Raw genomic sequence first — 22,394 nt, 5'->3', positions numbered from 1 at the left:
CTAGACTGCAACCCCCTTCGCCGCCAGCCAGCCCTCGACCTCGCCGCGGATCGCGGCGAGCTGCTCCTCGGTGTCCGCCTCGAACCGCATTACGATCACCGGCTGCGTGTTGGACGCGCGGATCAGCCCCCAGCCGTGCTCGAAGAGAATGCGCACGCCGTCGATGTCGTTCGTCTCGTACTTCGCGCCGAAGTGCCGCTTGGCTTCCTCCACGATCGGAAATTTCTTGTCGTCGTCGCTGTGCACTCTGATCTCCGGCGTGGACACGAACCGGGGCACGTCGGCCAGCAGCTCCCGCAAAGACTTCCCCGAATCGGCCACGATCCGGATGAGCCGCGCGGCGCCGTACAACGCGTCGTCGAAGCCGTAGAAGCCCTCGGCAAAGAACATGTGGCCCGACATCTCCCCGCCGACCGGGGCGTGCGTCTCGTGCATCTTCTCCTCGACGAGCGAATGTCCCGTGCGAGACATCACCGGCACGCCGCCGGCCTGCTCGATCGCCTCGGGGAGCGCCTGCGTGCACTTCACGTCGAACACGATCGACTGTCCCGGCCCCGTGCGCTGCAGCACGTCGCGCGCGTACACGATCAGCAGATAATCGCCCCAGATGATCTCGCCCGTGTCGTCGACGACGCCGATCCTGTCCGCGTCCCCGTCGAACGCGACGCCGAGGTCGGCCTTGTTCGCCCGCACGGCCGCGATCAGATCGGCCACGTTCTCCGCGACCGTCGGGTCGGGATGGTGATTGGGGAACGTGCCGTCGCTCTCGCAGAACAGGAGGTCCGCGCTCAGTCCCATGCGCTCGAGCATCCTGGGGGCGACGAGCGCCCCGGCGCCGTTGCCGCAGTCCGCCACCACGCGCAGCTTCCGCGTGAGCGGACCGGCGAGCCGCACGATGTCGTCCACGTACCGGTCGATCAATGCTTCCTCGCGGAGCGTTCCCTTCCCCTTCGGAAAATCTCCGGCCGAGATCAGCTCGTATATTCGCTGGATCTGCTGCCCGTAGATCGACTTCGTCCTCAGGCCGAGCTTGAAGCCGTTGTACTCGGGCGGATTGTGCGAGCCGGTGATCTGGATGCCGCCGATGACGTCCAGCTTGTGCTGCGCCCAGTACGTGACCGGCGTCGGAACCACGCCGATGTCGACGACGTCCAGGCCGGCTTCCCTCAGCCCCTCCGCCAGTCCGTCGCGCAAGCCGGTGCCGCTCGGCCGGTTGTCGCGGCCGACCGCGATTGCGCCGGACTCGCCCTGCTCGCGCAGGTACGCGGCATATCCGAGCCCGATGAGGCGCGCCGTAGCCGGCGTGAGGTCCGTGCCGGCGATGCCGCGAATGTCGTACTCGCGGAAGATCCCGCGCGCGATGCTCACCGGTCGATCGGCACGATGACGCTGCTGCGCGTCAGGCGCACCACCGGGTCGGGGAAGATTCCGAAGGCGAGGATGAGCACGGCCGCCGCGGCGATAACCCATTGCGTGAGCCGGCCAGCGGGCTGCGGCTCACTGTCCGGCCGCGATACCGGCTTCATGAACATCACCATCACCACGTACAGATAGTAGCCCGCGGACACGACGCTGGTCAGGACGAGAATGATCGAGAGATTCGTCAGCGGCGTGATGGAGTCGAGCGCCGCCTGCAGCATGTACCACTTCGCGAAGAAGCCGATGCCGCCGAAGATCGGGAATCCGAGCAGCGCCAGCATGAACACCGCCATGCTGCCGGCGAGCCAGGGGCGCACGGTCCAAAGCCCGGCGTAGTCTTTGATCTTGAGATATCTGTCTCCCCTGCCCGAGAGCACGATTACTACGGCGAAAGCGCCGAAGGTCGCGAGCGTGTACGCGAACAGATAGAACAGGAAGGCGGAGCTGCCGAGGTTGCCACGCGCCAGCACCGCGACCAGGATGTAGCCGGCGTGCGCGATGCTCGAGTACGCCAGCATGCGCTTGATGTTCTTCTGCGCCAGCGCGATGAGGTTGCCGGCCACCATGGTCACCGCCGCCAGCCACCACACCCCGTAGTGCCACTGAACGAAGACCTCGGGGAACGCCTCCATCCACACGCGCAGGAAGCTGGCGAACGCGGCCGCCTTCACCGCCGCGGCCATGTACGCGGTGATCGGCGTGGGGGCGCCCTCGTATACGTCCGGCGCCCACATGTGAAACGGCACCGCCGCGATCTTGAAGCCGAACCCTACCACCAGCAGCGCCATGCCGATCAGCAGCAGCGGACTTACCGGTCCCGTGCCGCCGACGCGCTCGGCGATGGTGGTCAGGTTGGTGCTCCCGGTCGCCCCGTACACCAGCGCGATGCCGTACAGCAGGAAGCAGGTCGAGAATGCTCCCAGCAGGAAGTACTTCAACGCGCCTTCCGCCGCGCGGCCGCTGCGGCGGTTGAGGCCGGCGAGCACGTACACCGCGACCGACATGATCTCGATGCCGAGAAATACGATGATCAGGTCGCGCGCCGACACCAGCACCATCATTCCCGATGTCGCGAGCAACACGAGCACGTGCGATTCGGCGGACGTGATCCGCTCGCGCGCGTTGTAGTCCATCGCCAGCGCGATCGTGGCGAACGTGGCCAGCAGCAGCAGGAGGTCGGCGGTCCAGCGGAACCGGTCCATGGCGATAGGCCCGGGCCCGACCGCGCCGCCCTCGCGCATGAAATACACGACCATGGCGGCCACGATGCCGCACAGGATCATGCTCGCGACGCCGACGGCCCGCTGGCGCTGGATGCTCTCGCGCCCCCAGGCCGCCCACAGGAGCAGCGCCATGGCCCCGACCATCAGCGTGATGTCGGGCGCCAGTGCGGTCATCAGCTGCGACGGAATCGTCAGGTCGAGCGCCGTCATGGGATCATCGGTGGCCGGGGAAACCGTGCAGGCGGTCCGCGCTCCACCCGCTGCACGAGGTCATGCGCCGCGGCTTCCATCCGCCGCAGCACCGGCGCGGGATACACGCCGATCCAGATGATCGCCGCGATGAGCGGGGTCAGGAGGCCGATCTCGCGCCAGTTGAGATCGGGGAGGTGCCGATTCTCGTCCTTGTCCAACTTGTTGAACAGGATCCGCTGCAGCGCCCACAGCATGTACGCCGCGGCGAAGATCACGCCGGTCGCGGCGAGCGCGGTGAAGACCGGATAGGTCTTGAACGCGCCGACCAGCACCAGGAACTCGCCGATGAAGCCGTTGGTTCCCGGCAGGGCGATGCTGCTGAGCCCGACCAGCGTCAGCGCCGCGGCGAACATCGGCACCACCCGCGCTATTCCGCCGTACGCGTCGATCATCCGCGAGTGCCGGCGCTCGTAGATCATTCCCACGAGGAAGAACAGCGCGCCCGTGGAGATGCCGTGGTTGATCATCACCATCAGCGCGCCCTGCACGCTCTCGACCGTCAGCGCGAAGATGCCGAGCACCACGAAGCCCATGTGGCTCACCGACGAGTACGCCACGAGCTTCTTGAAGTCGGGCTGCACCAGCGCGACCAGCGCGCCGTAGATGATCGCGATCACCGCGAGCACGAGAATGATCATCCGCACCGTGGGGTCCATCGCGACGCCGGGGAATAGCGGCAGCGCGAACCGCAGGAAGCCGAACGTGCCCGTCTTGAGCATGATGCTCGCGAGGATGACCGAGCCGGCCGTCGGGGCCTCCACGTGGGCGTCCGGCAGCCACGTGTGGAACGGAAACATCGGCACCTTCACGGCGAACGCCAGGAAGAACGCGCCAAACAGCCAGAACGAAGCGGCGGGCGAGAGCGAAAGCTGCAGCGCGGCCGCGTAGCTGAAGTCCGGCGCGCCGGTGATAGGACTGCCCGACTGAATGCCGAGGTAGATGATCCCCACCAGCATGAGGATCGACCCGACCATGGTGTAGATGAAGAACTTGATGCTGGCGTAGATGCGCCGCTCCCCGCCCCAGATGCCGATGATGAAGTACATCGGCATGAGCATCACTTCCCACATCACGTAGAACAGGAATAAATCGCGCGCGAGGAACACGCCGAGCATTCCCGTCGTCATGACGAGTAGCAGGATCAGGTAGCTGTGGACCTTCGTGCGCACGCTCGTCCAGCCGCCGAGCACCGTTAGCGGCATCAGGAAGGTCGTCAGCAGCACCATCATGAGGCCGAACCCGTCGAGGCCGATGGAGAATCGCACGCCCCACGTCGGGATCCACGGCACGTCCACCGATGCGTGCCAGCCGGCGCCGTTCTCGAACGACCACCAGAGACCGACGGACACGATGAACTCGGCGAGCAGCGTGAGGAACGCGATCATCCGCGCCGTGCGCGCCGGGCCCGGCTGGTCGCCCTTTCCGCCGGCGGCGAGGGCCAGCAGAACGCCGGCGCCGACCAGAGGAATGATCAGCAGCGCCGGGAGCACCCAGCTCGTGTAACCGATCGCAGCGAGGAGCTGGGTCATCGGAGTGTGAACACTCCGATCACGGCGACGACGCCGAGAACGAGCACCCACGCGTACGTGCCGACGGCGCCGGTCTGGGCCCTGGAGCCGAGCCAGCCGAAGGCGTAGGCCAGCCACGCGCTGCCGTTCACGAACAGCCCGTCGATCACACCGGCGTCCAACCCGCGCCAGAGCACGAGCCGGGAGCCGTGGTACATGGGCTGAACCAGACCGCGGTCGTAGCCCTCGTCCACGAAGTACTTCTCGGCGAGCACCCGCTCGAATCCTTCCTCGGCCGGCGCTTCGCGCTTGGGCACCAGCTTTTCAGGCTTGAGGAAGCGCCAGGCGAGGGCGATGCCGGCCGCCGCGACGAGCACGGCCGCGCCGATGAGCAGGTACTCAGTGCTCGCCGACAGATGCGCTGCCTCGCCGTGCGTGACGGCCAGCTGATGCTCGCCCACGACGGGGTCCATCCAATGCTCGAGCGCGAGCGTCGGACCGACCGGAAGCAGGTCGGTGAAGACCTTCGGGAGATTCAGCCAGCCGCCGAACGCGCTCAACACGCCGAGCACCACCAGCGGGCCCGTCATCACCCACGGAGCTTCCTTCAGCGCGCCGCGCTCCGCCTCGCCCGTGCGGTTGGGACCATGGAAGGTGTACAGCATCATGCGCGTCATGTAGATCGCCGTGAGCAGCGCGGTGGCGATGCCGATGAAGTAGATGAAGTAGAGCAGCGCCGATCCCGGGATGCCGAGCCAGCTCGCTTCGGCGAGCGTGGAGTCGTGCGCGCGCGCGTACACGCCGGCGAGGATCTCGTCCTTGGAGAAGAAGCCGGCGAATGGCGGAATGCCCGCGATCGCCAGCGTCGCGATCCACATCAGCACCCAGGTGACGGGCATGAACCGCCGGAGACCGCCCATGTTGCGCACGTCCTGCGCGTCCTCGTGGCTGCCCGTCTGGTGATACGCCGCGTGCATGGCGTAGATGACCGAGCCCGACCCGAGGAACAGCAGCGCCTTGAAGAAGGCGTGCGTCGCGAGGTGGAAGATCCCCGCCACGTACGCGCCCACGCCGACGGCCATGAACATGAAGCCGAGCTGCGACACGGTGGAGTAGGCCAGAATCTTCTTGATGTCCCACTGCTTGAGCCCGATCGTCGCGGCGAACAGCGCGGTGACGGCGCCCGTGAGCGCGACCGTGAGCCCCGCCGCCGGCGCCAGCGAAAAGAGGAAGGAGCTGCGCGCGACGAGATACACGCCCGCCGTCACCATCGTCGCAGCATGGATCAGCGCGGAGACCGGCGTGGGGCCGGCCATCGCGTCCGGCAGCCACACGTACAGCGGAATCTGCGCGCTCTTCCCCACGCAGCCGAGGAACAGGAAGAGGCAGATGGCGGTCACGATCGGCGTCGAGAGCTGCGGCGCCGCGGCCGCGACACTCTGAAAGTCCATCGTGCCCAGATGCGCGAACAGCAGCATCAGGGCGACGAGGAAGCCGAAATCGCCGATCCGGTTCACGATGAACGCCTTCTTCCCCGCGTCGGCGTTGGCCTTCTCCGAGAACCAGAAGCCGATCAGCAGATACGAGCAGAGGCCGACGCCCTCCCAGCCGATGAACATGACCGGGTAGTTGGCGCCGAGCACCAGCACGAGCATGAAGAAGACAAACAGGTTCAGGTACGCGAAGTAGCGCGGGTACCCCGGGTCGTCGCGCATGTAGCCGACGCTGAAGACGTGGATCAGCGCTCCGACCCCCGTGATCACGAGCATCATCACCATCGCGAGCTGGTCGAGCTGAAACGCGGCCGCGAGGTCGAGCTCGCCCGCGATCATCCAGGTGAAGTACTCCTGGATGAACGGTTCGGTCGCGTGCGCCGACCGCATGGCGAAGAAGATCATCGCGGTCAGCGCGAACGACAGCGCCAGCATCAGCGGCCCGATCACGCTCACGATCCCGGCGAACCGGTGCCTGGCTACGGGATGATGGTCGTCCCCGTGCGCGCCGCCGGCCGGCTCGGGCGGTAGCGCATGCGCCGCCGTCGCGTCGCCGTGCCCCGCGTCCGGATCGCCCGGGCCGGGGTGCGCTACGGCGAAAAGCGAGAGCGCTCCATTGATGACGAACCCGAGCAGGGGCAGCACCGGCACTAGCCAGAGCCACTCGGCCACGGAGCCGTCCAGCACGTGTGAGCCGGCGGTATACGCCGCCGTCTCCTGCAGCAGAGCCATGACCCCCGCGGGAAGAACGGTCATCCGCGCATGATGTTGATGTTCTGCAGGTTGACCGTCTGCCGGTGGCGGAAGATCGAGATGATGATCGCCAGACCCACCGCCGCCTCGGCGGCGGCCACGGTCATCACGAAGAATACGAACACCTGTCCATCGGCGCCGTAGTACCGCGACAGCGCGACGAAGCTGAGGTTCACGGCGTTGAGCATCAGCTCGACGCACATGAAGATGATGATCGCGTTCCGGCGGATCAGCACTCCGATCACGCCGATGGTGAAGAGCGCCGCGGACAGCGCGAGGGCCTCAGCCAGCATGCGCGCTCTCCTCCGAAACGGGCTCGACGTGATGCTCGGCGCGCCGGCCAAGCGCCACGGCACCCACTATCGCGATCAGCAGCAGGATACTGGTCAGCTCGAACGCGAGCAGGTAATGCGTGAACAGCGGGTCGGCCACGACGCCGACCGCGCCCTTCTCGGCCAGCAGCCGGTCCATCTCGCCGCGCGGCAGAATCCATTCGGGGCTGACGCGCGTTTCGCTCACCACGGCGATCTCGGCCAGCAGGATCAGCCCGAGCACGAGGGCCCCCACCTTTCCCCACTTCCCGCGTATGTCGGCGATCTCGGACGGGTGACCGAGGTTGAGCAGCATGATGACGAAGAGGAACACGACCATGATCGCCCCGGCATACACCAGCACCTGGATCGCGGCGATGAAATGCGCGTCGAGCATCACGTACAGAGCGGCGAGCGCGAACATCACGTTCACCAGCCAGAGCGCGGCCGCGACGGGACTCTTGCGGGTGACGAACGCCAGCGCGGACGCCAGCGCGATCACGCCGAAGAGATAGAAGTTGAACGTGTAGAAGAGAGGATACGCCGGATCGATCATTGTCCCTTCGGATCCTCCGGGTCCCACAGCTCGGTCACCGGGTGAGTCTGGGCGGTGAGCCGCTCGAGGTCGTACACGAAGCCCGCGCGGCTGTACTCGGAGTTCTCGTAGTGCCGGCCAAGGTGGATGGCTTCCTCCGGGCACACCTCCTGGCAGTAGCCGCAGAAAATGCAGCGGAACTCGTCGATCTCGAAGATCAGCGGGTAGCGGTTGCCGTTCTCGTCCTCGCCCGGCACCAGCTTGATGCAGTTGGCCGGACACACCGTCGGACACAGGCCGCAGGCGACGCACTTCGCCTTGCCGTCCTCGGTGGTGAGCATGCGGTGCGTGCCCCGCCAGCGCGCGGAGAGCGAGTGCTTCTCCTCGGGATACTGGATGGTGACCTTGTGCGGATCGACGAGGTGCTTGAAGGTGAGCGCCATTCCCTTCAGCGTGGCGCGCACGTAGCTGACGTCCCCCGTCGGCCGGTTCACCACCTTGACGCTGATGGCCATCAGTCGGTCCCTCCGGCGACAGGAGCCGGTGTGGGCTTGCCGACCGCGGGCCTGGCTTCGGGACGGCGGGCGAGGGCGGACCGCTGCCGCATGGCGCGGAGCTTCTCCAGCTCCCGTGGATCCAGCCGGCCGTACGCGGGACTGATGATGCGGCCGTGGTCCACCATCACGAACAGGATCATGATCAGCGCCAGGTTCACGCCGAACAGCGCGAGCCCGTACAGCGGGCCGTAAGCGATCCCCGACGCGCCGAGGCCGAGCATGACCGCCGCGATGACGACGATGTACCCGAGCGCGAGCGGCAGCATGAACTTCCAGCCGAGCGACATGAGCTGGTCGTAGCGGAACCGCGGGAGCGTCCAGCGGATCCACATGAAGGTGAAGACGAAGAACAACACCTTCGCCCCGAACACGAGCCCCGTCACCACCGTCTTGAGCACGGTGTACGGCGCCGCGTTCTCCCAACCGGTGAACGGGATGTCCCAGCCGCCGAAGAACAGCGTCGCCATGAGCGCGCTGGCCGTCACCATGTTGGCGTACTCGGCGATGAAGAAAAACGAGAACTTCATCGCGCTGTACTCGGTGTGGTACCCGGCGATCAGCTCGGATTCCGCCTCGGGCAGGTCGAACGGCAGCCGGTTCGTCTCGGCGAGCGCCGCGACCATGAAGATGAAGAACGCGATCGTGAGATTGAGGATGTTGTACAGCCCGTGCGCCTGCTGATCGATGACCACGCTGAGCGTGACGTTGCCGGCGAGCAGGAGCACGGGGATGATCGACAGCCCCATGGCGATCTCGTACGACACCATCTGCGCGCTCGCCCGGAGTCCGCCCAGCAGCGAGTACTTGTTGTTCGACGACCAGCCGGCGAGCACGATCCCATACACGCCGAGCGAGGTGAGCGCGAGGATGAACAGGAATCCGATCGGCAGGTCCGCGACCACCATCGGAATCAGCCCCCACCGCGTCGGCAGCGGAGAGGCGAACGGAATCACCGCCCACGCGGTCAGCGCGACGATGAACGACATCGCCGGAGCAAGGATGAACAGCGGCTTGTACGCCGCGTCCGGGTACGTCTCCTCCTTCATCATGTTCTTGAGCCCGTCCGCGAACGGCTGGAGCAGCCCGTGCGGGCCAACCCGGTTCGGGCCGTGCCGGTCCTGGATCCACGCCGAGATCTTCCGCTCCGCGAGCGTGAGCAGCGCCACGCCTACCATGTAAAGCGTGAAGACGACCACCAGCTTCACGAGCGTGGAGGTGAGGAAGACGCCCGTGCCGGCGGCTTCCTCCTGCGGATTCGCGGCCTGGAGCAGCAGCAGCCCGGTCACGCTCACGCGCGCGCTCCCGCGCCGTTCCCGTTCAGCACGGGCAGACCTCTGGAGCCCAGCCGCTCCCAGCTCAAACCCTTGAACGCCGCGCGCGAGCTTGCCATTGCGGCGAATACTTCAGACGGCAGGAAATACTGGCCGGAGTCGCCCAGGGCGTGGAGCAGGTCGCCGACCACGGACCAGCTCGAGCGCGCGTATCCCGGCGGCGCCTTGGCTTGGCGGAACCGCTGCACCCGTCCCTGGATGTTCGTGAACGTCCCCTCTTCCTCGGCCATGTTGGCGATGGGAAGCACGGCTTCCGCGCCGTGTCCGCCGTCGGGGATCACCGAGCCGATCACCAGCAGGCGCGCGCCCGCGGGAAGCTTCGACAGGTCCAGCCCGAAATGCTCGTCTCCGGCGATCACGACGACACCACCGCCCGCCGCCCCGGCGCCACGCTTGAAGCCGAGCCGCTCGGCTCCGACAACGTTGGCCGCGCGATCGGAACGAAGCGAGAGATCTTCGACCCCGGGCAGCGCCGCTTCAGGACCGGTCTCGACGGTGAAGCTCCCTTCTCCGCCGTTCCGCTCGATCAGAGTCGACAGCAGGAAGAGCGTCTCGTTTGACAGCATCGGCGACGCGATCACGGAGACCTTCTGCCCCTCGAGCAGACTCGCCGCGGCCGCGATCGCCGCGTCCCAATCGGTCTCGGCGAGCGATTCTCCGCGGCGCACCATCGGCGTGTTCACGCGGTCCTGCCGGTTGAGCCAGCGATAGTTGAGGCGGCCGTAGTCGCAGATGAAGTACTCGTTGACTTCCTCGTTGAAGCGCGGCTTGAGCCGGACGACGACGTTGTCGCGCGTCTCGACGATGACGTTGCAACCCTGCGTGCAGTTCGGGCACACCGACGCCGTGCGGTCCAGCTCCCAGGCGCGCGCCTTGTTCAGCGAGTCCTTGGACAGGAGCGCGCCGACCGGGCACAGGTCCACGACGTTCGCGGCCCACGGGTGGGTGAGGTCCCTGCCCTCGAACTTGCCGATCAACGCGCGGTCGCCGCGCTCGCTCACGTTCAGCACGGGATCATGCGCGATGTCCTCCATGAAGCGGACGCAGCGCGTGCAGAGGATGCAGCGGTTGGGGACGTACACCACGTCGCCGCCGAAATCCTCCACCGGGTTGAAGCGCTTCGGCTCGCGGTAGCGCGAGTCCTTGCGCCCTTCCTGGAAGGTGTAATCCTGCAGCTCGCACTCGCCGGACTGGTCGCAGATCGGACAGTCGAGCGGGTGGTTGATGAGCAGCATCTCGAGCACGCCCTTCCGCGCGTCCAGCGCTTTCTCGGAGTGCACGTGCACGACCTGTCCGTCCATCGCCGCCGTGGCGCACGACGGCGCGAGCTTGGGCGCCTTCTCGACGTCCACCAGGCACATCCGGCACACGCCGGCGACCGGCAGCCCCGGATGGTAGCAGTAGTGCGGGATGAGCACGCCGACCTGCTTGGCGGCCTCGAGGATCGACGTTCCCTCGGGGACCGTCACCTGCCGGCCCTCGATCGTGAGCGTCACCGTCTTCACCGGCGCCTGCGTCTGCTCGGCCATCAGGCCACCACCGCCGCGACCGGATGGAACCGCCGCTGCTTGATCAGCACCTCGAACTCCTCCCGGAACTTCTTGATGCCCGACACGATGGGCGTGGCGCACGAATCGCTCAGCACGCAGATCGTCTTCCCCGTCATGTTCTCGGAGATGTCGAGCAGCGTGTCGAGATCCTCGGTCGCGCCGTGGCCGTCGGCGATCCGCTCGAGGATACGGGTGGCCCACGCCGTTCCCTCCCGGCACTGCGTGCACTGCGCGCAGCTCTCGTGCGCGAAGAAGCGGGCGATGCGCGCGATCACCTTGACCATGTTCTGCGCGTCGTCGATCACGATCACTCCGCCGGAGCCGAGCATCGAGCCGCGCTCGACGAAGCCCTCGTAGTCCATGAGCGTCGCTTCGGCTTCCTCCATGTTCTGAATCGGCACGGACACGCCGCCGGGAATGACCGCCTTGAACTGCCGCCCCTCGAGCGGGCCGCCGCACACGTCGTACAGGAATTCCTTGAACGGGAATCCCATCTGGACTTCGTAATTACCGGGACGCGCGATGTTGCCGCACACCGAGAACAGCTTGGTGCCCGTGCTCTTCGGGTTGGACAGCGACATCCCCTTGTACCAATCGGCGCCGCGCAGGAGGATGTGGTTCACCGCGACCAGCGTCTCGACGTTGTTGATCGTCGTGGGCATCCCGAACAATCCCGACACCGCCGGGAACGGCGGCTTGATCCGGGGATTGCCGCGCCGGCCCTCGAGCGAGTTCATCAGCGCGGTCTCTTCGCCGCAGATATACGCGCCCGCGCCTTTGTGCACGTGCATGTCCACGCGCTTGCCCGTGCCCATCGCGTTCTTCCCGACGATGCCGGCGTCGTACGCTTCCTTCACCGCGCGGTTCATCTCGGCTAGCGGCTCCGTGAATTCGCCGCGGATGTAGATGTACGCCGTCTCCGCACCGATCGCGTACGCGCCGATGGCGCAGGCCTCGACGAGCGCGTGCGGCGTCCAGCGCATGATCTCGCGGTCCTTGAACGTCCCGGGCTCCGACTCGTCGGCGTTGCAGCACAGGTAGTGCGGCTTGCCGTCGCCCGGCTTCATGAACGACCACTTCAAGCCCGTGGGATATCCCGCGCCGCCGCGGCCGCGCAGTCTGGAAGCTTTCACGACCTCGACGATCTCGGCGGGCTGCATGCCCAGCGCCTTCTCCAACGCCTTGTACCCGCCCAGCTTCTTCCAGCCGTCGAGCGAACGCGCCCCGACGTTGCCGAAGTGCTCCGACAGAACGGGCGTCTCGCGCTCATGCGATTTATGAGGGAAACCCATCAGGCCGCCCTCGTGATCGCCGTAGCCAATAGCCAATAGCCAATAGCCAATAGCTCTCTCATTCGAACCTGGCCAGTAAGTCAGGCACCCCGTCAGGAGTGACGGATTCGATGAATTCCGAATTCACCATGATCGGCGTCGCGAAGCCGCACGCGCCGAGGCACTCGACCTCGATCACCGTGAACTTTCCGTCGGGCGAGGTCGTGCCCAGCTCGCCGCACCTGGTGTGCTTGAGCAGCGACTTGACCACGTCCTCGGCGCCGCGAATGGCGCACGGCGACGTCGTGCACACCTGGATGAAGTACTTCCCCACCGGGTGCTGATGATACATGTAGTAGAACGTCACCACGCCCTTCACGTACGCGGGCGTCAGGTCCAGCAGCTCGGCGACTTCCGCCATGGATCCGTCGCTGACCCAGCCGCGCGAATCCTGCACGATCCAGAGCGCGGGCAGGAGCGCCGCCATCTTCGTCGGGTAACGTGTGAGCAGCTCGTCGAGCTGCCGGCGCGCCTCGCCGGTGAAGACCGGAACGTGCGGTTCCGGAGCGTGTCCGCCGGGAGCCATCGCGAGCGGGGGAGCGTGCGTCACCGGTCGATCTCTCCCATGACGATGTCGATGCTCGCATTGATCGCGATCACGTCGGAGAGCAGATGCCCTTCGACCATCTTCGGGATGGCGGAAAGGTTCACGAACGACGGCGGCCGGATCCGCCAGCGCACCGGCTTCGACGTGCCGTCGGAGACCATGTAGTATCCCTTCTCGCCCTTGGGGCTCTCGACCGCGACGTACGCTTCCCCGATCGGCGGGCGCGGGCCCTCCATCACCAGCTTGAAGTGATGGATCATGGATTCCATCTCGTTCATCGCCTTGTTCTTGGGCGGCAGGATCACGCGCGGATCGTCCACGTTGATCGGGCCGTCCGGAAGGCGGGCGAGCGCCTGCTGGAGAATGCGCACCGACTGCCGCATCTCCTCCATGCGAACGAGGTAGCGGTCGTACACGTCGCCATGCGTTGAGACCGGCACGTCGAAGTCGTACGTCTCGTAATCGAGGTACGGGAAATCGCGGCGGACGTCGTACGCCACGCCGGAGGCGCGCAGCATCGGGCCGGACAGGCCGTAGTTCACCGCTTCTTCCGGCGACATCACGCCGAGCCCGACGGTGCGTCCCACCCAGATCGCGTGCCGCGTGAGCAGCCGGTCCACTTCGTCGATCGTCTTCGGGAAGGTGCGGATGAAGTTGTTGAGTCCCTGCGTCCAGCCCGATGGGATGTCGGCGCCCATGCCGCCCACGCGCGTGAGCGAAGTCGTGAGCCGCGCGCCGATCCAGTCCTCCAGCAGCTTGTAGATGTTCTCCCGCTCCTGGAAGCTCCACAGGAAGGGCGTGAACGCGCCGATGTCGATGCAGGTGGTGCCAAGCCAGACGAGGTGCGACATGATCCGCGACAGCTCGCAGGCGATGACGCGGAGGACCTTGCACCGCTCGGTGATCTCGATCCCGAACAGGCGCTCGGCGCCAAGCGCGAACGCGACGTTGTTGCCCGGCGAGTTGAGGTAGTCCTCCCGGTCGGTCCACGGGATTATCTGGTTGTACTGCCGGTATTCGCCGATCTTCTCGAAGCCGCAGTGCAGGTAGCCGATGTGCGGGATGCAGCGGACGACCGTCTCACCGTCCAGCTCGAGCACCAGGCGCAACACGCCGTGCGTGGCGGGGTGTTGCGGTCCGAGGTTGATAAGCATGTGCTCGCCTTCGAGCTCCGGCTCCAGCGTGAGCTCAGGCTCGACCGCCACGGCGGTCCCGCCTTCCGTGACCAGCGGCACGCGGCGCGGGCGGCCCTGCGCGTCCACGCCGGTGGTGGAAAGCTCGTACTCGACGGTCCGCCGCGGGCTCATTCGCCGACCTTCTCGCCCGAGGCGAGACGCTCGCGCATGTCCGGCGGCAGGTCCTCGAACGCGTCCGCCACGGACAGCTCTTCCATGGAGTAGCGCGCTTCCGGATCCTGGTCGAGCGCCTGCCGCAGCTGCTCGGAGCGGCTGAACCGGCCGCGGAGCGGGAAATCCTTCCGCAGCGGGTAGCCCTCCTTGAAGGACTCCCACATGAGGATGCGGCGCATGTCCGGGTGGCCGCGGAAGTTGACGCCGAACATGTCGTAGGCTTCGCGCTCGAGCCAGTCGGCGCCCTTGTACACGGGCCACACGCTGTCCACCTCGAGCTTCTCACCCTTCAGGATTCTCACCTTCAGGCGGAGGAAGCGGCGGAACGGCAGCGAGCGCAGATGCCAGACGACTTCCAGCGGCTGGTCGAGGTCGCGGTGCTCCACTGCGGTGACGTCGGACAGGTAGTCGTACTGCTGCGAGGGATCGTCGTGCAGCCAGCGCACGATGTCGAGCAGCCGAGCGCGCTGCACGTACACCGTCGTCTCCCCCCACACCACGTCCACGCGCTCGATCGCGGCGCCGAACTTCGCGCGCAGCGCTTCCGCCGACGGATTGGCCTCGCCACCGGTATGCGGCAGGTTCCTCGGCGTAGCCGGTGCGCTCGCGCCGGGCGCCGCGCTGCCCGGCGTGACGACTCCGAAAGGCGCCGTCACGGAGCGGAGCGGGTCTGGTGGATGGAGTTGCCGAACGGCTCGGACAGCTCGTCGATCATGTCCGGCGGGATGTACAGCTTGCTGTTGGGATCGGGCTCCATCTCATCCCGCGTGCGCTTGTCGGCGGCGCGCTCGTTCTTGACCTTCTCCTGGAGCATTCGGATTCCGTGCAGCAGCCCTTCGGGCCGCGGCGGGCAGCCCGGGACATAGACGTCGACGGGAATGATCGTGTCGATCCCCTGCACCACGGCGTAGTTGTCGAACATCCCGCCGGTAGAGGCGCACGCGCCCATGGAGATGCACCACTTTGGCTGCGGCATCTGCTGCCAGATCCGGCGGATGATCGGCGCGAGCTTGAACGGCACGCGGCCGGCGCAGATTAGCACGTCCGCCTGGCGCGGCGAGAAGCTCATGCGCTCCATGCCGAAGCGCGCGAGATCGTAGTGGCTCGCGGCGGTCGCCATGAACTCGATCGCGCAGCAGGCGGTGCCAAACGGCATCGGCCAGAGGGAGTTGGCGCGTCCCCAGTTCACCAGGAAGTCGAGCCGCGTGGTGACCCAGCCTTCCTGCGATTTGGGGTCGTAGGAGACGATCTGGCGGTCCGCCGTGGTTCTGGCGGCCAGCGTCTGTGTGTCGGCCAGGGACGGATGCCTGCTCAATCCCACTGCAGCGCTCCCTTCTTCCATACGTAGATGTAGCCCACGAGCAGGATCGCCATGAAGACGAGCATCTCACCCAGCCCGAAGAAGGAGACGTTCGCCGCGGCGCAGCTCCCGTTCACCAGTGGCTCGGAGCAGGAGAGCTGCTTGTAGTGCGCGCCCCACGGGATCATGAACACGATCTCGATGTCGAAGATGATGAACAGCATCGCGACCATGTAGAACTTCACCGAGAATCGTTCACGCGCGTCGCCGAGCGGCGTGATGCCGGATTCGTACGGGATCTGCTTGTCCGCCGTGGGCCGGCTGCGCAGCATGAGCGCGGACATGCCGAGCATCAACACCGCGTTCAGCGCGGCGAAGCCCATCAACAGCAGAACCGGTATGTAGGCTTTAACCATCGCTGGGCGGTACGGGCTCGTGGAAACGGGGAGGGCCGACTTCGTGAAATTTTTCACGAGCATCGACGCGGGGAAGTCTATCCGGGGAGAAAAGCTATTTCAACGCCATCGAGCATCGGCTTCCGATGCACTTTCGACGTCCGTACATTGCGGCGGTCGCGATCTCCTCCGAAACCGCCTATTTCCGAGTCGTTATGTCGATAATGAACGATCGCTGGATCACGCGCATGGCCACCGAGCACGGCATGATCGATCCGTACGAGGGACGGCAGGTGCGGGAGGGCGTGATCTCCTACGGAGTCAGCTCATACGGTTACGACATGCGGGTGGCCAGCGAGTTCAGGATCTTCACCAACGTGCTCAGCTCGGTGGTGGACCCCAAGCAGTTCGATTCCAACTCGTTCGTGGAGTTCGAGGGGGATGTTTGCATCGTGCCGCCCAACTCGTTCGCCCTGGCGCGGTCGGTGGAGTACTTCAGGATTCCACGGGACGTGCTGACGGTGACGGTGGGCAAGTCCACCTACGCCCGGTGCGGAATTATTACAAACGTCACGCCGCTCGAGCCGGAGTGGGAGGGGCACGTGACGCTGGAGATCTCGAACACCACTCCCCTGCCGGCGAAGATCTACGCGAACGAGGGGATCGCGCAGGTGCTGTTCTTCCGCGGCGACGAGCCGCCCGAGGTGAGCTACAAGGACAAGAAAGGCAAGTACCAGTCGCAGACGGGGGTAACGCTCCCGAGGCTGTAGCCCGTTTTTGGAGCTCGACCTCGTCCACTGATCCGGAGGGTTCCGTTGATCCGCGGAATCATGATCGCGCTGGGACTCTTCGCCGGTATCGCTGCTGCGTTGATCGCGCAATGGCTCGGCATCACCAGCACGCTGGGAATGGCGGCCGTGGTTGCGATCGGCGTTGCCCTTGTGCTCGACGGCTACTCGAGGTGGACGTGCAAGGAGACGCCTCAGTCCAGCGCCCGCCCCACTGGAGGCGAGATGTCTCCTCCGCCTAATCCGGATGACGCCCAGACCGCGATCCGCACCCTGGCGGGCGACCTCACGGACCGCTGGCTCGAGACCGGCGAGATCCCGGACGACGCGGTCGAAGGAACCGTACCTGCTCTGCGCGAGCTGCTCGGCGGCGGCATCGAGCTCAGCTTCGACGACTTCCAGCACAAACACCATGTCCGGCCCGACTGGGGATTCGCCCGGTTCGCGCCGCCGGAATTTCCCTCGCCGTTCGAGCTGTACCTGCCCACCAACTGGCGCATCGAGCCCACGGACGAGCCCGGAGTCGCCATCGTCGTCAATGACGCGGGCGAACGGCGACAGGTGCTCCAAGTTGCGGAAAGGGCGCAGTACGCCGACGCGGTCGACTCCGCGCTATACGGCGGTGATCTGCTGGGGTTCGAGGTCGGCAGGGACTACGGGCAGTTCATCCACTGGCGCTTCATCGCCGCGAGCCCGGAAGGCTACGACGTCTGGTCGATCTTCGGGGCCGGCGATCAGGCGCTCGTGATACTGGGCGAAGCGACCGACGTCGACGGTCTGCGCGTGCAGCTCACGTCGAGCGTCAACTCGATCTCCTGGCACCACTGGATTGAATTCACCAAGAACGCGGACGCGCCTGCCGGCTGAGCCTTCGGCCGCCGGGCCTCAGCCCATCAGCACACAGCCTTTGGAAAGATGCTCTCCCGCCGCGACGTCGTGCCGCACACCGAGCAGATGCAGTACTCCCTGCTCACGATCACGAAATCCGCGCGGCCGTCGCACGCGGGGCACATCGCCGTCATGATCGGCTGCATCGTCGTCTGCAGTCCGTTCCGGACGAGCCGCGCCGCCATCACGACCGGCGGAACCGCGCCGATCGGACACATCGCGCCGGTGCAATGCTCGCCGATCTCGAGACACACGACCTCGCGGTCGTGTATCGGCGAGGGATCATCGGCGATCGGCTCGTCGGTGAGGACGAGCCTCACCTCCTGATCGCACGCCGAGCAGTACGCGTTGACTGTCTTCATGGCAGCTCCCTGGCTCAGGTCAATGGAATCACGTCGGCGGTAGTGTCGAGCCTTCGCGCGATCGCGAGCGCGGCGTCCCGGGGCAGCCCGAATATCGCCGTGGCCGCGGCGTCCGCGTCCATGCACCGGTCGGCGAGCACCGTCGCGCTGTGAAACGGCGTGCTTCGCGGCGCGGCCGTCAGCGGATCGATCAAGTGGTGGTACCGGTGGCCGCGCCAGCTGAAGAAGCGCTCGTAATCGCCCGAGGTGGCAACGGCGCGGTCGCTCACGTGCAGGGTCGAGACGAGCTCGTCCCGGTCGTGCGGCGAGCGGATGCCGACGGTCCACGGCTCCCCTTCCGGCGACCGGCCAAGCGCGTACAGGTCGCCGCCGACCGTGATTATCGCGTGGCGCACGCCGCGGCTGCGCAGCGCGCCGGCGGCGCGGTCGATGGCGTAGCCCTTGGCGATCGCTCCGAGATCGAGCCGGAGATCGGGATCATTGAAGCGAACCAGCGCTCCATCGGAGCCCGCGTCCGCCGCCACGTCCACCTTCCGCCACATGTCGCGCGCCGCGAGCCGCTGAACGCGGTCGGGCGCGGGGGGCTCGTGCCTGTTGAGAACGTCCCACAGCTCCGACACGGCTCCGATGGCGGGATCGAACCGGCCGTCGCTCGCCGACGCAACGCGCAGCGCGGTCGCGATCACCGCGCCGGACTGGGCGGTGACGCGCACGCCATCACGGCCGGCGCCGAGATTGGCCCGACCGATGTCCGAATCGCTCCGGAAGCGGGTCATCGTGCTCTCCACCCACCGCAGCTCGGAGACAGCCGCGTCGATCGCGCGCGCGGCGAAGCGCTCGTCACGGTCCGCCACCTGTATCTCGGCGATTGTTCCCATCAACGGGATCCTGCGCCGCACCAGCGGTGTGTACCGGCGCAGCGACGCCGGCAGCGAGAGCGCTACGAACACGCCTACGCCGATGGTCAGGAATTCGCGCCGGTCGGGGTGCCGGCGGAGGATCGGGTCACGCGCCATCGTAATCTCCCTCTGTGTGACGCCCGCACTCTCCCGCGCAACCCGCGCAATGGCCGGTGCAGCCGCGATGGCGCACCATGCCGTACAGCGCGAAGAGAGCGGCGCAGGCGATGATTCCGAGAATGCTGCCCATCAGCTGGTTCCCATCCCGGCGAACCCCATGAAGGCCATGGACAGGCACGACGCCACGACGAGCACGAGTCCCATCCCGCGCGCCATCGCCGGCACGTCGGCCACCTCGATCCGCTCGCGGATGGACGCCATCAGCGTCAGCGCCAGCGTGAGGCCGAAGCCGGCGCCGAGCGCGAAGGCGAGACCTTCCGCCAGGCCGTAGCCCCGGCTCGTCTGAAAGAGGCCGAGTCCCAGGATGGCGCAGTTGGTGGTGATAAGCGGCAGGAAGATGCCGAGCTCGCGGAAGAGAACGGGCAGGAACTTCTTGATGATCATCTCCACGATCTGCACCGACGACGCGATGACGACGATGAAGGCGATCGTGCGCAGAAAGGGCGTGTGCGCGAGAACGAACGCGTTCAGGAACCAGACGCTCACCGCGGTGATCAGCAGCACGAACATGTTCGCGGCGCCCAGCCGCCAGGCGTTGCCGACCTTGGAGGTGACGCCGAAGAACGGACACAGTCCGAGGAACATCGCCAGCGTGAAGTTGTTGACGAGGACCGTGGAGAGAAAAATCCAGGCGAGATTGCTCATGCGGCAGCCGCCTTCACGCGCTGGGCCTTCAACGTGCCGTACCACCCCATCAGCAGCAGCACGACACCGAGGGTAAGGAATCCGCCCGCCGGCATCACCATCACCACCCAAGGCTCGAACGCCGGACCGAGCACGTTGACGCCGAAGAGCGATCCGCTGCCCAGCAGCTCGCGGATGGCGCTGATGGTCGAAAGCGCGAGCGTGAAGCCGGCGCCCATGCCGACCGCGTCGGCCAGCGCGCGGACGGGCCGCACCTTGCTGGCGAACGCTTCCGCCCGCCCGAGGATCAGGCAGTTGACGACGATCAGCGGAACGAACGGTCCCAGTGCCTCGGAGGTCACCGGAAAGGTCGCCGCGAGAACGAGGTCGGCCACCGTCACGAACGTCGCGATGGTGAGGATGTACGCCGCTATCCGCACCTCGGTCGCGATGTACTTACGCAGCATCGAGATCATGAAGCTCGACGCCGTAAGCACGAACGTCGTGGCGATCCCCATGGCAAGACCGTTGGTGAGCATGTTGCTGACGGCCATCGCCGGGCACAGGCCGAGCATCTGCACGAACACCGGATTCTCGCGCGCGATGCCGCGCGCCACGTCCGACCACAGCGGCGCGGGCGGCGGCGCGCCGGGAACGAACGCTGCCGTCGAGACGGTCGTCGTCGGGGCGGTCATTGGCCTTCCCCCGCGTCGAACGCGGCGACCCGCGGCTGCCAGAGCGCCACGGCGTTGTTGATGATCTGGATGACCGCGCGCGAGGAGATCGTCGCGCCGGTGATCGTCCGCACCGTGCTGGCGTCGGCGGTCTCGCTCTTCGCGCCCCTGAGCGGAGCGACCTTGCCGTGGAACTGACTCACGAAAGAGCTGTCGCGCTTGATCTTGTCGCCGAGCCCCGGAGTTTCCTTTTGGCCCAGCACGACGAAGCCGGTGATGGCGCGCGTATCGGGGTTGAAGCCGACCATCAGCAGCACCAGGTCGGCGAACCCGGGCTCGGCGGCTTCGACCGCGACGCCGGTGCGAGCTCCCTTCTCGTCGAAGCCGACGAACGCCCGCGAGACGTTGCGAGCCCCGGCGCCGGGAGACGTTCTGGTGAGCTTGTCTCCGACGAGATACAGCGTATCCAGCCTGGCGGGCGCGCCCAGCACTTCGCGCACCGCGCCCGAGATCTTGGCGCCGGCGTACCGCTCGATCGAGGGCAGCGTCATCTGATACACGAGCGCGATGAGCGCGCCGGCAAAAGCTCCGGCGAGCGTCAGCGTTCCGAGTAGCCGCCACGCGGGAGTCGACGACCCCGGAGGAGCGGCGGCCGGCACCGAGATCGCGCCCTGGCCGTTCACGTGCAGGCTCCAGGCATGCGGTTCGTCACCGACGCGGGCCGGCGGTGGTGTCCGTCAGCGACACCGTAGACACTTTTGCCGGTGTGGTGACGACTGCCTCCGGCGCGGGGCGCCGGGCAGCAGCCTGGCTGTTCCTCGGCACGCTCCCCGGATTGAAGCCGAGCAGGAGCACGACGACGAAGAACCCCGCCACGTACGCCACCGGAACGTACCACGCCTGCCGCAGCCAGCGGCCCGCGTAGCGCGCATCCGGGTACATGCTCGAGAGCGCCACGCCGGCCGACGATCCGAACCAGATCATCGAGCCGCCGAAGCCGACGGCGTACGCCAGGACACCCCAGTCGTAGCCGCCCTGCTTGAGCGCGAGCGCCGTGAGCGGGATGTTGTCGAACACCGCCGACGCGAACCCGAGCCCGAGCGCCGAGAGCCAGGACGCGGCCGGCAGGCGCTCCACGGGCATCATCGACGCGATCAATACGAGGGAGAGCAGAAACGCCGAGCTCTTCAGCGCGTTCGGCACCAGGCTCCATTGGGGCGTGCGCAGTCCGGCCGTCAGCAGCAGCGCGCCCCATACGGCCGCGCCCAGGAACGGAAAACTGTCCGACAGCTCGGTGAAGCGGGTGTTGATCAGGACGTTCATCCCGACCGCGGCCGCCAGGATCGCGCCGACCGTGCCGACACGCATCCAGTCTACCCGGGCATCGGGGGAGGCGTGCTGTTGAATGGGTGAGTACCGCTGCTGCGTCAGCGATGCCGGCACGCCGAAGATCAGCAGCGCGACGATCGAGCCGGCGGCGGCATGCGCCACCTCCAGCGGCGCGATACCGGCGATCCACATCATCGTGGTGGTGGTATCTCCGATCACGCTGCCGGCGCCGCCCGCGTTCGCCGCCGCGACGAGACCGGCCAGATACGCGATATGGACCTTGCCCTTGAACACGGTGTGAGCGATGGCACCGCCGATCATCGCCGCCGCGATGTTGTCCAGGAAGCTCGACAGGACGAAGACCAACGCCAGCAGCACGAAGCAGCCCAGCCAGCCGTCGGGCAGGAACCGCGGCAGGACGGCGGGCAGCTGGCTCGCCTCGAAGTGCCTCGCGAGGAGCACGAAGCCGACCAGCAGCAGCAGCAGGTTGATGAGGATCACCCACTCGTGCGCCAGATGCAGACCGAAGCCGCCGACACCTCCCCCGGTGCCGAACGGCGACGCGATGATCTTGTACAGCGCGATGCCGATGGCGCCGAAGAGCGCGATGCGGAGCGTGTGCAGATGGAACGCGGCGACGCCCGCGAGGACGATCCCGAAGAGGATGAACTCGATCGGGACCGGACCGATGCACGCGCCGGTAAAGCCGGTGGTGCCGTCGTGGGCGGACGCCGGGCTTGGCAGGATAACGGCGAGAAGCAGTGCAATGCGCAATGAAGGCATGGGTTTGGTTGGC

General features: G+C 66.6%; 24 protein-coding genes. 2 read left to right on the top strand and 22 right to left on the bottom strand.

Features of this window, described 5'->3' with window-relative positions; genetic code table 11:
* Genes WEA80_10645 through WEA80_10575 form a run of 15 tightly spaced genes read right to left on the bottom strand, consistent with a single transcriptional unit; the run spans nt 1 to nt 15,875 of the window.
* Nucleotides 1-1,368, bottom strand: a complete 1,368-nt coding sequence (locus tag WEA80_10645) for a phosphomannomutase/phosphoglucomutase (protein MEX1187036.1) — start codon at nt 1,366-1,368, stop codon at nt 1-3.
* Nucleotides 1,365-2,852: an NADH-quinone oxidoreductase subunit N gene (locus tag WEA80_10640; protein MEX1187035.1), complete on the bottom strand. Its 1,488-nt coding sequence runs from the start codon at nt 2,850-2,852 to the stop codon at nt 1,365-1,367. Before WEA80_10640 ends, WEA80_10645 begins: the two co-directional genes overlap by 4 nt.
* Nucleotides 2,849-4,423: an NADH-quinone oxidoreductase subunit M gene (locus tag WEA80_10635; protein MEX1187034.1), complete on the bottom strand. Its 1,575-nt coding sequence runs from the start codon at nt 4,421-4,423 to the stop codon at nt 2,849-2,851. Before WEA80_10635 ends, WEA80_10640 begins: the two co-directional genes overlap by 4 nt.
* Nucleotides 4,420-6,651 (bottom strand): NADH-quinone oxidoreductase subunit L, encoded by a 2,232-nt coding sequence (gene nuoL, locus WEA80_10630; GenBank protein ID MEX1187033.1) that lies wholly within the window; start codon nt 6,649-6,651, stop codon nt 4,420-4,422. Before nuoL ends, WEA80_10635 begins: the two co-directional genes overlap by 4 nt.
* The gene (gene nuoK, locus WEA80_10625; GenBank protein ID MEX1187032.1) at nt 6,648-6,941 is read right to left on the bottom strand and encodes an NADH-quinone oxidoreductase subunit NuoK; all 294 of its coding nucleotides are present in this window, start codon (nt 6,939-6,941) and stop codon (nt 6,648-6,650) included. The genes nuoL and nuoK overlap by 4 nt, the downstream gene beginning before the upstream one ends.
* Nucleotides 6,931-7,515, bottom strand: coding sequence for an NADH-quinone oxidoreductase subunit J (locus WEA80_10620; protein MEX1187031.1), 585 nt, complete (start codon nt 7,513-7,515; stop codon nt 6,931-6,933). The genes nuoK and WEA80_10620 overlap by 11 nt, the downstream gene beginning before the upstream one ends.
* A complete protein-coding gene (locus tag WEA80_10615) occupies nt 7,512-8,009 on the bottom strand; it encodes an NADH-quinone oxidoreductase subunit I (GenBank protein MEX1187030.1) in 498 nt (165 codons plus the stop codon). Before WEA80_10615 ends, WEA80_10620 begins: the two co-directional genes overlap by 4 nt.
* Nucleotides 8,009-9,343: an NADH-quinone oxidoreductase subunit NuoH gene (nuoH, locus tag WEA80_10610; GenBank protein MEX1187029.1), complete on the bottom strand. Its 1,335-nt coding sequence runs from the start codon at nt 9,341-9,343 to the stop codon at nt 8,009-8,011. Before nuoH ends, WEA80_10615 begins: the two co-directional genes overlap by 1 nt.
* On the bottom strand, nt 9,340-10,911 hold the full coding sequence (locus tag WEA80_10605; protein ID MEX1187028.1) for a molybdopterin-dependent oxidoreductase: 1,572 nt from the start codon (nt 10,909-10,911) through the stop codon (nt 9,340-9,342). Before WEA80_10605 ends, nuoH begins: the two co-directional genes overlap by 4 nt.
* Nucleotides 10,911-12,224, bottom strand: coding sequence for an NADH-quinone oxidoreductase subunit NuoF (gene nuoF / locus WEA80_10600; GenBank protein ID MEX1187027.1), 1,314 nt, complete (start codon nt 12,222-12,224; stop codon nt 10,911-10,913). The genes WEA80_10605 and nuoF overlap by 1 nt, the downstream gene beginning before the upstream one ends.
* 58 nt (nt 12,225-12,282) lie before the next feature.
* Entirely contained in the window at nt 12,283-12,813 is a 531-nt protein-coding gene (nuoE, locus tag WEA80_10595) for an NADH-quinone oxidoreductase subunit NuoE (protein MEX1187026.1), read from the bottom strand.
* Nucleotides 12,810-14,117: an NADH dehydrogenase (quinone) subunit D gene (gene nuoD / locus WEA80_10590; protein MEX1187025.1), complete on the bottom strand. Its 1,308-nt coding sequence runs from the start codon at nt 14,115-14,117 to the stop codon at nt 12,810-12,812. The genes nuoE and nuoD overlap by 4 nt, the downstream gene beginning before the upstream one ends.
* Nucleotides 14,114-14,815 (bottom strand): NADH-quinone oxidoreductase subunit C, encoded by a 702-nt coding sequence (locus WEA80_10585; GenBank protein ID MEX1187024.1) that lies wholly within the window; start codon nt 14,813-14,815, stop codon nt 14,114-14,116. The genes nuoD and WEA80_10585 overlap by 4 nt, the downstream gene beginning before the upstream one ends.
* Nucleotides 14,812-15,480 carry an NADH-quinone oxidoreductase subunit NuoB gene (gene nuoB / locus WEA80_10580; GenBank protein ID MEX1187023.1) on the bottom strand — a complete coding sequence of 223 codons (669 nt, stop codon included), beginning with the start codon at nt 15,478-15,480 and terminating at the stop codon, nt 14,812-14,814. Before nuoB ends, WEA80_10585 begins: the two co-directional genes overlap by 4 nt.
* A complete protein-coding gene (locus WEA80_10575; protein ID MEX1187022.1) occupies nt 15,471-15,875 on the bottom strand; it encodes an NADH-quinone oxidoreductase subunit A in 405 nt (134 codons plus the stop codon). The genes nuoB and WEA80_10575 overlap by 10 nt, the downstream gene beginning before the upstream one ends.
* A 194-nt stretch (nt 15,876-16,069) precedes the next feature.
* Between WEA80_10575 and dcd the strand changes: the two genes are divergently transcribed.
* Entirely contained in the window at nt 16,070-16,624 is a 555-nt protein-coding gene (gene dcd / locus WEA80_10570; GenBank protein ID MEX1187021.1) for a dCTP deaminase, read from the top strand.
* Nucleotides 16,625-16,669: 45 nt separating this feature from the next.
* Nucleotides 16,670-17,509, top strand: a complete 840-nt coding sequence (locus WEA80_10565) for a hypothetical protein (GenBank protein ID MEX1187020.1) — start codon at nt 16,670-16,672, stop codon at nt 17,507-17,509.
* Between the two features lie 26 nt (nt 17,510-17,535).
* On the opposite strand, the gene WEA80_10560 is transcribed toward WEA80_10565, so the two are convergent.
* Genes WEA80_10560 through WEA80_10530 form a run of 7 tightly spaced genes read right to left on the bottom strand, consistent with a single transcriptional unit; the run spans nt 17,536 to nt 22,381 of the window.
* Nucleotides 17,536-17,892, bottom strand: a complete 357-nt coding sequence (locus WEA80_10560) for a hypothetical protein (protein ID MEX1187019.1) — start codon at nt 17,890-17,892, stop codon at nt 17,536-17,538.
* Between the two features lie 14 nt (nt 17,893-17,906).
* The gene (locus tag WEA80_10555; protein ID MEX1187018.1) at nt 17,907-18,908 is read right to left on the bottom strand and encodes an FAD:protein FMN transferase; all 1,002 of its coding nucleotides are present in this window, start codon (nt 18,906-18,908) and stop codon (nt 17,907-17,909) included.
* Nucleotides 18,898-19,041 (bottom strand): hypothetical protein, encoded by a 144-nt coding sequence (locus tag WEA80_10550; GenBank protein ID MEX1187017.1) that lies wholly within the window; start codon nt 19,039-19,041, stop codon nt 18,898-18,900. The genes WEA80_10555 and WEA80_10550 overlap by 11 nt, the downstream gene beginning before the upstream one ends.
* Entirely contained in the window at nt 19,041-19,616 is a 576-nt protein-coding gene (locus WEA80_10545) for an Rnf-Nqr domain containing protein (GenBank protein MEX1187016.1), read from the bottom strand. The genes WEA80_10550 and WEA80_10545 overlap by 1 nt, the downstream gene beginning before the upstream one ends.
* A complete protein-coding gene (rsxE, locus tag WEA80_10540; protein ID MEX1187015.1) occupies nt 19,613-20,290 on the bottom strand; it encodes an electron transport complex subunit RsxE in 678 nt (225 codons plus the stop codon). The genes WEA80_10545 and rsxE overlap by 4 nt, the downstream gene beginning before the upstream one ends.
* Nucleotides 20,287-20,952 (bottom strand): FMN-binding protein, encoded by a 666-nt coding sequence (locus WEA80_10535; GenBank protein ID MEX1187014.1) that lies wholly within the window; start codon nt 20,950-20,952, stop codon nt 20,287-20,289. The genes rsxE and WEA80_10535 overlap by 4 nt, the downstream gene beginning before the upstream one ends.
* Before the next feature lie 25 nt (nt 20,953-20,977).
* On the bottom strand, nt 20,978-22,381 hold the full coding sequence (locus tag WEA80_10530) for a hypothetical protein (protein ID MEX1187013.1): 1,404 nt from the start codon (nt 22,379-22,381) through the stop codon (nt 20,978-20,980).
* Between the last annotated feature and the right edge of the window lie 13 nt (nt 22,382-22,394).

Source organism: Gemmatimonadaceae bacterium (assembly GCA_040882285.1).
In the GTDB taxonomy this organism is placed as follows: Bacteria; Gemmatimonadota; Gemmatimonadetes; order Gemmatimonadales; family Gemmatimonadaceae; genus JACDCY01.
This window is presented reverse-complemented; position numbering and strand designations above follow the sequence as displayed.